This is a genomic window from Sulfuricurvum kujiense DSM 16994 (genome assembly GCF_000183725.1).
Lineage (GTDB): Bacteria > Campylobacterota > Campylobacteria > Campylobacterales > Sulfurimonadaceae > Sulfuricurvum > Sulfuricurvum kujiense.
On sequence record NC_014754.1, the window covers coordinates 106588 to 118585 of the forward strand.

At 41.9% G+C, this 11998-nt stretch carries 8 protein-coding genes; 6 read left to right on the forward strand and 2 right to left on the reverse strand.

What is annotated here, in order from left to right; genetic code table 11:
• Positions 1–304: 304 nt before the first annotated feature.
• Positions 305–1447, reverse strand: a complete 1143-nt coding sequence (locus tag SULKU_RS14655; RefSeq protein WP_013449921.1) for a phospholipase A — start codon at positions 1445–1447, stop codon at positions 305–307.
• A complete protein-coding gene (locus SULKU_RS14660; RefSeq protein ID WP_013449922.1) occupies positions 1444–2745 on the reverse strand; it encodes an HD-GYP domain-containing protein in 1302 nt (433 codons plus the stop codon). The genes SULKU_RS14655 and SULKU_RS14660 overlap by 4 nt, the downstream gene beginning before the upstream one ends.
• 425 nt (positions 2746–3170) lie before the next feature.
• Between SULKU_RS14660 and SULKU_RS13410 the strand changes: the two genes are divergently transcribed.
• The 6 genes from SULKU_RS13410 (at position 3171) to SULKU_RS14665 (ending at position 11866) form a co-directional block, all read left to right on the forward strand.
• Positions 3171–3755, forward strand: coding sequence for a TetR/AcrR family transcriptional regulator (locus tag SULKU_RS13410; RefSeq protein ID WP_013449925.1), 585 nt, complete (start codon positions 3171–3173; stop codon positions 3753–3755).
• Positions 3721–6132: an ABC transporter substrate binding protein gene (locus tag SULKU_RS13415; protein ID WP_041667226.1), complete on the forward strand. Its 2412-nt coding sequence runs from the start codon at positions 3721–3723 to the stop codon at positions 6130–6132. Before SULKU_RS13410 ends, SULKU_RS13415 begins: the two co-directional genes overlap by 35 nt.
• Complete coding sequence (locus tag SULKU_RS13420; RefSeq protein WP_013449927.1) at positions 6132–7133, forward strand: HlyD family secretion protein; 1002 nt, start codon at positions 6132–6134, stop codon at positions 7131–7133. The genes SULKU_RS13415 and SULKU_RS13420 overlap by 1 nt, the downstream gene beginning before the upstream one ends.
• Complete coding sequence (rbbA, locus tag SULKU_RS13425) at positions 7130–9853, forward strand: ribosome-associated ATPase/putative transporter RbbA (protein ID WP_013449928.1); 2724 nt, start codon at positions 7130–7132, stop codon at positions 9851–9853. Before SULKU_RS13420 ends, rbbA begins: the two co-directional genes overlap by 4 nt.
• Complete coding sequence (locus tag SULKU_RS13430) at positions 9853–10977, forward strand: ABC transporter permease (RefSeq protein WP_013449929.1); 1125 nt, start codon at positions 9853–9855, stop codon at positions 10975–10977. The genes rbbA and SULKU_RS13430 overlap by 1 nt, the downstream gene beginning before the upstream one ends.
• 271 nt (positions 10978–11248) lie before the next feature.
• A complete protein-coding gene (locus SULKU_RS14665) occupies positions 11249–11866 on the forward strand; it encodes a TetR/AcrR family transcriptional regulator (protein ID WP_013449930.1) in 618 nt (205 codons plus the stop codon).
• The last annotated feature ends 132 nt before the right edge of the window (positions 11867–11998 follow it).

Consider the following 11998-nt stretch of genomic DNA (forward strand, 5'->3'; position numbering starts at 1 on the left):
ATTAGTTATTTTTTTGATTTATTGTTTCATAAGTATAACTAAAATACATATAAAAAAGAACTTAATTCATTTAATGAATATCATTACTATCTTATATTATTGTTTAAAATTTTGACCTTATTCAGAAGGTCAGTTGCCTCTTGATAGCTCATCTTATCGATGTCTTCAAAAATATCAAGTTGAATTTGTATCAATTCGATTTTGCTTTCGATAAAACTTGTTTGCCCGATTCTTTTTTCAATCGATTCCAGAGAATCTAGGAATTGAAGATAATTGACCGATTTTATACTATGTATGACGGTAGTCATCGTGAAAACAGAAATCCAAAACCGAAACGGTTTTGGGGATGATTATAATCCATCAGACTTGCTCCATAACCGCTATAGGCTTTAATATACCAGAAATTATTTTTCGATTGACCGATAGGATAAGACCATTCTCCTTCTATTGATCCACGATTATCACCGTTGAAATGGAGGTTATTGCGCCACGTCAGATCAAACTGGTGCTTTCCGATAATATAGTTAAGATTTAAGTGTCCATACCCAAGGTAATCGGTGATATCTTTATTATTGTTTCCTTCATCCGGATACCAGATTCTGAGGGTTGTAATCAAATTGCCGTAATAAAAGATGGAATCGAGATAAATCTGATTCCATTCTCTCGATAAAGGTTCCCCTAAACCATTGGATTCATGCCAGAAAGCGACTTTAAATGCTTTTAGTCCGATATTTTGAAATATTTCGTTTTCCACTGGTATCACCATCCATATTTCAGGACGATAATTTGTTTCACGAAACGGTGCTGAATCAGAATAAAACTGCCACCACACTTCTTGTGTGTATCCAAAACCGATAATTTCGTTCAGTTTTAGCAAATCATATGTTAGATTTTTTTTCAAACTGATCTGAAATTCTGTTTCAATATTATTGTTAAACTCACTATATCCAGGATAAATAATAGAATCACGTTTTTCGTAATTTTGTGTCGTATAGGCTATGGGTATGAGAAAAGTTTTTTCATACGGAAGCATTCCGAAGTTACCAAAAAATTTAGACAGCATTGTTTCACGTTCATCGGCATCTTTTGGAATGTCGATATATTGGTTCACAAAACGATGAAGCGCTGCATCACTTTGCGGGTCAATCTGATACAACTGTGTTTGTTGCATCGGTTTATCGTTGGATACTACTGCTGTCGGAAATTGATAAGATGAGGCTGATTGTTTGTACCAATACTTGGCTTGTGAGATATTAACATCTACGCCTAAGCCTTCTTCGTACATTTTTCCAAGAGCATATTGAGCATATTGGTTCCCGTCATTTGCCGCCTTTGTCAGATGTGTAACCGCTGAGGGGTAATTTCCGTCATGGTAGAGTGTCAACCCTTCTTCATATTCTCCTGCAAAGAGACGGACAGTAACCATCGATATAATCAGTTTTTTCATCCGATTCCTTTCGTTATAATAGATTCACCGTAGGGAATATAGGGTTCTCCTGATTGTAATAGCAGTGCTTCGAATGAGAGGATATCAAGATTGTGGACATCATCGTAGATTGAACGGGCAATATCACAAAATACATCTACGATGTTAGGATCGAAGTGTGTACCGGACTCTTCTCTCAATATTGCCAGACTTTCATCAAGGCTTATTGCGAATTTATACGGACGTTTGGACGTGAGGGCGTCAAATACGTCTACGACGGCAAATATACGTGCACTGTATGGGATCTCTTCTCCGGCTAAATGATGGGGATAGCCTTTTCCGTCATAGCGTTCGTGATGACATCCGATTATGGTTTTGGCATCATCCAGCCAATCGATCGAATCAATCATTTTAAGGCCGAATACGACATGTTTTTGTATCGATGTGAATTCATCGGCATTTAGCTTAGAAGGTTTTAAAAGGAGCGTATCGGATATACCGATTTTTCCGATATCGTGTAAGAACGCCCCTTTGATCAGGGAAGGAATATGTTCCGAAGGAACATTTAACGCTTGTGCAAGCTTTATGGTGTAATACGTGACTCTATAGTTATGTTCGTATGTGTCGCTGTCACGAAGCGCAACGGCGTTTCCGAGTGTCTTGAGGGTTTCAAAGTTGCTCTGCACCAATTTCATTTTTTCTTTATTTATTTGGGCATATTGCTGATAGATAATAGGAAAGATTCCGATGACTACTAATAGCAGGATGAGAGATACGGCGATAATTATTTTTCTCATCGTATCGCGCATAACGGATATTGTATCGGAGGGGAGCATAACGATCATCTTAACAGTATAGTAGTTGTCTAAACTCGCTATTTTTTTGATATAGACAAGAGCGAAATGATTGTCTCCGTATGGAATCATGACATAATCCAGAGATTTGGATGGAGGGAGGAGTATTGTCTGAAAAACATATTGAGCGTGTTCGGGAACTGCTTTTTTTTCATATTCGATAATTACGGTTTGATTTTGGTCTCTCATCTCCAGTTTCAGGATATTGCTTGCAACAATTTGATTCCGTGAGTGTTCAAAATACCCTTTCAATTTTTCGTTTGCGTTTAAATTGCTGTAGGTTAACGCGCCGGCTAACTCTTTTTGTGACAATTCGATTTGATGCGAAATATATTTGCCGTTTTGTTGTTCGAGATAATAATATACAGCAGAGAATCCTATTATCAAAACCAGAACGAGAATAAAAAAAATCCGCGCAAAAAATTTGAGAATAGGGCGGTTTTCGACTGCACTATTGAAGATCATGGTAGGATGTAAACGGACTTTTTTCTATGGTAACAGGTAAAAAACCATTAAGCCCATTTTCGTTTGCAAGAGGGAGCGTATCCGAAGGGTGAATAATAATTTTTTGAATTTGAGTAAGAGGAATCATTTGAATAAGGTTATGATCAATAATGAGTTGAGCATATTGTTTTCGATCAGTTGCTTGAAATGCAACATGTACAGACTTGGGTCTAACACATTGTGTTGCAAAATATTATATATTTCTTCATATCCATTAACATAAACTATTGTTAGACGATCCATGAACATAACCTCACTTTAATTTATTTTTATAATTATAAGCATTTATTCTATAAAAAAGAACTTAATTCATAAAAAGAGTTAAATTTATATTTAAGTTAATATTATGCATAATATTTCAATTAAGATGAGAAGGAGTGGTAGCCATGTCGTTTAAACGGAAAGTGCAGGAAATAAAGCGCGAAATGTTGCTTGAAGAAGCAACAAATCTCTTCATTCGTGACGGATATGAAAATATGAAGATCGCTGATCTTGCAAAAAATACAGGTGTATCGGTCGGGGCAATATATGCTATGTTCGGTTCAAAAGAGGGGATATACCATAATTATATTCTCGGACAGATAGAGTATTACATCGGTATTATGGAAGAGCAGATCAATACCTGTTCCGATCCAAAAGAGATGTTGACAACTATTACAAAAATCAAATTTTCAGCTATCATTAAAAACAAAAATGCGATTAAAGAGAATTTTGCTGATCCGACGTTTTATTTAACCCTCTCAATAGACGAGGATGATCCTCTGATGTGCATGCACCGATACATCGAACAGACTATAATGGAACCGTTGTCAAAAATAGTTCAGACGGACAAAGATCCGTGGGAAATGTTTTTTTTGTTTGATGGTCTTTCGTTCGGAGTGATTAAACATTGCTTTATTACAGGTGGCGATCTTATGTCTCGTGTAGAGGAAACTGTTGAAAGTTTTTTACGTGCAATACGGACGAATTAAACCGATGAATAACGTCGCACTTGTTTTTTTGCTAGGGTTTGTATCACTTTTGTCCGCACAAACCCCCATACGGATCGGAACAGTTACGGACGGGGTAAATCCGGAATGGAAAGTACAACGTGATATGTTTGTCTCTGAACTCACCAAAGTGGCGGAAGGGGAGTTTACCCTACGATTTCCTGAAAACAAGCAACTCAGCGGAAATTTTTCGATCGATGCGACTAACAAACAAATTGATAGGTTGGAAAACGATCCGGATGTGGATATGGTATTGCTCATTGGAAGGATATCGAGTCAACTTGTACTCAAAAAAAATGTTTTAAATAAACCTACCTTTGCTCCCTTTATTTACAATGTAACATTGTCGGGTCTGACACGCAGTGGAAATTCAAGCCATATCACTAATCTAAATTATTTAACTGATGAATCTACCCTGGAGGATGAAATACAAACGTTTCAGCGTTTTGTCCCTTTTCATCGCCTTGTTATACTGGCGGACGAATCGCAATACCGTTTATTTTCAAAAACAACCGAACAAGCGATACAAAAAGCACAAAAGCAAGGAATTGATTTACAGTTTGTAACCGTTTCACAAACAGATGAGGCGGTAATCTCTAAAATACCTTCGAAAACGGAAGCCGTCATGATTGCACCGCTCCCTCGGCTGAGCATACAAGCTGCAAAAGACCTTTATGTTGGATTGATTGAGCGGAAGCTGCCGACGTATGCATTAAGTGATAGCAGCAGGGTAAAAGAGGGGGTTCTGCTCTCACGGATAGCGAGTTCTAATACGGTACGAAGAGCACGTAGTACGGCATTAAATATGTTGGCCGTAATGCGTGGCGGTAAAGCAGAAAAACAAGCGGTATTGTTTGAGGAGAAAGATTTTCCATATATCAATATGGCGACAGCACGCTCTATCGGTATCTATCCTAGGTACAATGTACTGGGGAATGCTATTGTCATCAATGAGACGGATGAAAAAGAGCCTAAGCTCACTTTTACCTCCATAGCGAAAGAGGCAATACACGCTAATCTCGGCCTTATTTCCGGTCAGCTCGGGGTTGAATCAAACCAAGAAAACGTTGCAGAAGTGCGCTCCGTCCTTTTTCCCCATATTACCGGAGAGTTAGGTTACACTCAGCTTAATAGCGACAACGTATATGTCGAAAGTGGATTCTATGCTGAAAAAAGTACCGCAGGGGCTCTAAAAGTACAACAAATTCTGTTTTCGGAAAAAGCACTCGCTAATCTGGAAATCCAAAAACAGCTTCATGTCGCCGTCGAGGAGCAGCAACGAGCTTTGGAGCTAGAAGTGATCAAGCAGTCATCGACCATGTTTTTAAATATGCTCGTAGCCCAAACTCAGTATCGAATTCAAACGGATAATCTCGCTTTGACCCGAAGTAATCTCGAACTGGCAAAAGGGAGAGTAGAAGCCGGAACAACCGATATGTCGGATGTCTATTATTGGGAGAGTGCGATCGCCGGTGCACGTCAAAGTGTTTTGCAGGCCAAAGCTGAAGTGGAAAAAGCCAAGGATGCTCTGAACCGAATTTTGAACCGAAAGATAGGCGATCGTTTTGTGATCGAAACCGTTTCGTTGGAAGATCCGGCAATCAGAAAAAATCTGAATAGTGTTTTAGAGATGCTTAGTGATGAGAATCGCTATAACGCCATTGAAAAATTTTTGGTTGATGAGGGGATATCGCATTCCGCTGAATTGCATCAGTTGGATGCACAATTATCGGCACAAAAACGGCAGTTGCTCTCGGAGGAAAGGTCTTATTACTCTCCGGACGTCGTGTTGGCAGGAGAAGTATCGCATGTATTTGACGAAACACGAAATATATCTGCGGGAATCTCTCTTGAAGATAAAACAGATTGGCAGGCGGGAATCAAGCTGACATTGCCGCTGTACGAGGGGGGAGGACGAAGTGCCAGAAATTCGCGTGCTCGACTAAATCTTCAGCAGACACAGGTTCGCTATACCGACACTAAACAATCAATTGAACAGCGTATACGGAGCGATTTGCATACGATCAGTGCTAGTTATCCTTCCATCGCACTGGCTGCTGAAGCGGCGGCTGCAGCCCGTAAAAGTTTTAATATTGTCAAAGAAAATTATGCGCAGGGTACACGTTCGGTTAGTGACCTGTTAACAGCACAAAACAATACTCTCGTCGCCGAGCAGTCAGCGACGAATACACGTTACCGTTTTTTAATCGATGCTCTTCAGCTGCAAAGAGATATCAATAATTTTGATTTGCTGCTGGAAGATTCACAGCAGACAAGTTTGCTGAACCGAATGAAAGCGTTTGCACTCGAGCCGGATAACGCTGAGACAAAACATTACAATCGAGAAGGAAAAGAATAATGAACCGTAAAATTTTAAAATGGGTCGGCTATACGCTCGCCGTTCTCTTTTTGATCGTTATCGGAAAATATGTGACTGATTATTTTTCAAAACCGGATATACCCGATCCGTTTGCTCTTGGTAACGGCAGAGTCGAAGCAACCGAGGTGGATGTTGCGAGCAAACTCCCGGGGCGTATCGTATATATCGGTGTCGAGGAAGGCGAATATGTCCGAAGCGGCGAAGTCGTAGCCCGCTTGGACACCGGCGAACTCGATGCACGCATGGCGCAAGCACACGCACAGATAGAGCAAGCGATTCAAAATAAAAAATATGCACTTGATTTGGTACGCCAGCATGAAAGCGAGTTGTCGTTTTCGCAAAAAAATCTGGTCCGTTCTAAAAATCTTTATATCAATAATAATATCTCTTTGGTGCAGTTACAGCAAAACGAGACGGCGGTCGAGTCGATGAGAGCGGCATTAAACGCCGCCAAAACTCAGGTTTACGCCGCAGATGCCGCTATCAACGCCGCTGAAGCACAAAGCCGTACCATTCAAAGCAATCTCAACGACTGCATCCTCCGTTCACCTATCAACGCCCAGGTACTCTATAAACTGATAGAGCAGGGTGAGGTGATCGGTTCCGGCGGAAAAGTGGCAACGCTTTTAGATTTGAACGATATCTATATGACGATTTTTGTCCCGACATCGTATGCCGGACGTATTAAAGTCGGAAGCGATGCGAGAATATTGCTAGATGCCCTTCCGAATTCGGCGATTGCCGCTAAAGTCTCTTTTGTCTCTCCGGATGCCCAGTTTACGCCAAAAGAGATCGAAACAAAAAGCGAACGCGAAAAGCTAATGTTCCGAATTAAAGTTAAAATCGATCAAAATCTGCTGCGTTCCGGAAAGCTTCATATTAACAGCGGAGTGCCTGGAATCGCCTATATACGCCTTGATCCGAATGCACCGTGGCCTAAAGCCGTAGCTTCGGCTACACTTCTTAATAAAGCACCATGAATACGGTCGCTTCGCTAAAAGAGATTACGCACCGTTACGGAGATACCGTAGCCGTCGATAATGCGTCGGTTAATATTCCTGCAGGGTGTATGGTCGGATTTATCGGGCCTGACGGTGTCGGTAAATCAACTCTTTTGGCATTGATATCGGGGGTCCGGATCATTCAGCAGGGATATATCGAGGTATTCGGCGGAAATATAGCGGAACGCGCATATCGGGAAAAGGTATGTCCTAGGATCGCTTATATGCCCCAAGGGCTCGGCAAGAATCTTTATATGTCTCTCTCCGTATATGAAAACGTCGATTTTTTCGGACGGCTCTTCGGACAGGCTGAAAAAGAACGTAGAGAAAGAATTATGGAATTGCTCGAAAGCACCGGGCTCGCTCCCTTTAAAGACCGTCCGGCCGGACAATTATCAGGGGGAATGAAGCAAAAACTGGGATTGTGCTGTGCCCTGATCCATGATCCCGATTTGTTGATCTTAGATGAGCCGACGACCGGAGTAGACCCGCTTTCACGGCGTCAATTTTGGGAGCTAATCGACCGACTCCGAAAGCGCGGAGATGGGATGAGCGTAATGGTTGCTACGGCATATATGGAGGAGGCGGAGCGTTTCGATTGGCTGATCGCGATGGACGATGGCAAAATTCTCTCGGAAGGATCTCCTAGAGACATTATGACCCAAACAGGTTCTGATGACCTTGATACCGCCTTTATCCGTCTGCTTCCTCCCGAAAAGCAGCGTGGGCACCATCGGTTGATCGTTCCGCCGCGTGCAGCCGATGCTGATGAACGCCCTGCAATCATTGCGCAAGAGCTGACAATGAAATTTGGCGACTTTACCGCCGTCGACCATGTCAGTTTTTCGATTCAAAAAGGAGAGATATTCGGATTTTTAGGTTCAAACGGCTGCGGAAAAACAACAACGATGAAGATGTTGACGGGATTGCTCTCTCCGAGCGAAGGGAAGGCATGGCTTTTTGGAGAAGAGACAAAAGCCAACGATATAGAAACACGCAAACGCGTGGGCTACATGACGCAGGCATTTTCTCTTTATTCCGAGCTTAGCGTTTACCAGAATTTACTTTTACACGCCCGGCTTTTTCATATTCCCGCCGAGCAGATCGAACGGAGAATTCAACAGATGCTGACACGTTTCGATCTGGAGGAATATAAAGAGGTGGATGCCGCCGATCTTCCTTTAGGGATTCGTCAGCGTCTATCCCTCGCCGTTGCCGTTATCCATAAACCCGAAATGCTGATTCTCGATGAGCCGACATCGGGTGTCGACCCCGTTTCACGAGACAGTTTTTGGGAACTGCTGATCGATTTGTCCAGAAACGACGGGGTGACTATTTTCGTTTCGACCCACTTTATGAACGAGGGGGAACGGTGTGACCGGATTTCTCTAATGCATCAGGGAAAAGTACTCGCCAGCGATACTCCGGAAGCTTTGACCCGTTTCCGTGGTAAAGAGACGCTCGAAGATGCCTTTATCGATTACCTCGAAGATGTGCAAGAGCTTAACCCGCCGTCTGAACACTCGGATGATGCTCCGCTAAGAGCTGTCAACGAATCTCATACGAACCGATTTTTCAGTCCGTTACGTCTTTTCGGATACGCCTACCGTGAATCGTTGGAACTTATCCGCGATCCGGTTCGCCTCGTATTTGCTCTGTTGGGAACCGGGATATTGATGCTGATTTTAGGTTTCGGCATCACGATGGACGTTGAGGACCTCCGTTTTGCCGTATTGGACCAAGACGGTACGCCCCAAAGCCGTCAATACACTCAAAATCTGGCAGGTTCGCGCTATTTCGTCGAGCATTCCCCGCTCCATTCGCTGCAAGAACTCGATCACAGGATGAAATCGGGAGAACTTTCGGTAGCTTTGGTCATACCGCCGGGATTTGGTGAAGATATGAAAAAAGGGCGCTATACGGAAATCGCCGCATGGGTGGATGGTGCCATGCCGTTTCGCGCGGAGACGATACGCGGATATATTCAGGGAATGCATTTGGAGTATATCCGTCAACTCGCACGCGATACGCTGGGATACGTGCCGGATATATCCCCGATAAATATCCAAATGCGCTATCGGTACAATCAAGATTTTAAAAGTATCTATGCCATGGTTCCCGCCGTATTGCCGATGCTTTTGATCTTTATTCCGTCGATTTTGATGGCTCTGAGCGTCGTACGCGAAAAAGAGTTGGGATCGATCACCAATTTTTACGCGACTCCGGTAACACGGTTGGAGTTTTTAGTCGGTAAACAGCTTCCGTACATTGTCATCAGTATGGTCGGATTTTTGATTTTGCTTGTTCTGGCGGTCAGTGTATTCGGCGTTTATCCGAAAGGAAGCCTGCTTACGCTGAGTCTGGGAGCGCTGTTATATGTGACAATCACGACGGGGATCGGATTTTTGATGTCTTCGTTTATGAAAACGCAGATCGCTGCACTCGCCGGGACGGCGATATTTACACTTTTGCCGACGGTTAATTTTTCGGGATTGAAAGATCCGGTTTCATCTCTGGAAGGGGTAGGGGCTTTCGTCGGATATATTTTTCCCGCGACGTACTTTATTAATATCAGCCGCGGAATCTTTAGCAAATCTCTTGCATTTGAAGATTTGTATCGGGATTTTATGGCTATGGCGATCATTTTAGTTGTCATTTCCCTTGTCAGTATGATGTTACTGAAAAAACAGGAATCATAATGAAACATCTGCTTAATATTTTCCGTTTGGGCGTCAAAGAACTGCGCAGCCTTTGGCATGATAAAGTGATGATGATTATGATCGCGTATGCGTTTAGTTTCGCAATTTATATCGGAGCGACGTCGGCATCGACAGAATTGCATAATGCTCCGATCGGATTTGTCGATGAAGACCGTTCTGCATTATCGCAACGACTCATCGATGCTTTCTATCCGCCCAGATTTGCCGAGCCGAATCTCTTGCCGCTCAGTCAAATCGATGCTAAGCTCGATGCTGGACTCTATACGTTTGTGATCGTGATTCCTAACGATTTTGAAAAAAAACTTCGTTTTGGGAAAAAACCGGAGATTCAGGTGAACATCGATGCGACGCGCATGACACAGGCAGGAATAGGGGCAGGGTACATTCAGCAAATCATCAATCAGGAGATCAGCCGTTATTTCGGTGGATCGAAAAACAAACATCCGCTACCTATCGGTATCGTTACCCGAATGAAATACAATCCGAACCTTACCAGCAGTTGGTTTGGCGGTGTGATGGAGATCATTAGCATGATATCGCTGCTTTCCATCGTCCTCACCGGAGCGGCATTAATACGCGAACGTGAACACGGCACGCTGGAACATCTGATGGTGATGCCTCTAAATGCAGCCGAAATCATCCTCGCTAAAGTCTGGTCCATGGGACTAGTCGTTCTTGTTTCTGCCGCTTTCTCTTTGATGTTTGTCGTGGAAGGGGTGCTGCAGGTCCCTATTGCAGGTTCCGAACTCCTTTTCTTGTTCGGTGCGATGCTTGTATTGCTCGCAACGACATCGATGGGGATATTTATGGGGACGATCGCACGGACGATGCCTCAACTGGGCTTGATTTTTATATTGACGATTTTGCCGCTGCAAATTCTCTCCGGCGGAATTACTCCGTTTGAAAGCATGCCGCATCTGCTCCAAAACATCATGCTGTTTACGCCGACCAGCCATTTTGTCAGCATGGCTCAGGCGATACTCTATCGCGGAGCTGGATTCGATGTCGTCTGGCGTGATATGCTGGCCATTGTTGCCATCGGGTTCAGTTTCTTTTTTATGGCATTACTCATGTTTCGACGGAGCTTGGCAACAGCATCATAATAAAGTACCTCAAGAAACACACAAGTTATTGTGTCTAATTTGTCAATGACATGATGGATGGATCGATTCACTCGGTACATAAAATTTAGACTAAAGGGGAGACCATGCGTAAAATTATGGCTAATAAGATAAGTAGAAAACAAACATTATTCGATGATTTAGTCCAATTACTTATGAACATAAACGGCTATACATACATTAATAGCACCGGATGTAACGTCTTGATTTCTTCATCACTGACATCTTCTAATATTTAAAAAGTAATAATTAAATGACAAAATCTAAAGAACAAAACATATATTATCATCATAACAATCTTAGGGAAGCTATAATTTTAGAAGTCTTAAAAATCCTAGAAACGAAAACTTTATCGTCTATTAATGTAAGAGGATTGAGTGATAGATTAGGCGTATCAAGCACGGCTATATATCGACATTTTTCTTCTAAAGAGCATCTTTTCAAAGCCGTGATCCTAAAGGGTTTTGAACAACTTGATGCAGAATTAAGGATTATTTTTCTTGATGATCAAAAAAATATTAAATATAAAATTTATGACATAGGTAAAACTTATATTGATTTCGCCATAGCTTCTCCCGCTCGTTATAGACTTATGCTTAGTAATCAATTGACAAAACTAAAAAAAGAAAGTTGCGACTTTCAAAATACATCTTTAGAAAACACATTTTTTATGATCGTATCTTTATTCGAAATGGCACAAAAAACAGGATTGTTTTTACCAAAAACTCCTCAAAAACAAGCAATCGTTTTTTTCGCAATGATACATGGACAGGCTAGCCTTTTTCTCGACGGACATTCTATGATTAGAGAAGAAAAAGAAAAAATATTCGAAATGACATTTGAAGTTATGATGCGCGGACTAAAAGAATAATTGAAACATAAAAAGTATCAAATATGGAAGATTAAAATATATTTAAAAAAAGATAAAGTTGGCAATTCTTATGAAACCAATAAAGCCGAAGAAGCTTTTCAAGTCAATATAGATAAAATAAGACGTTAAAAA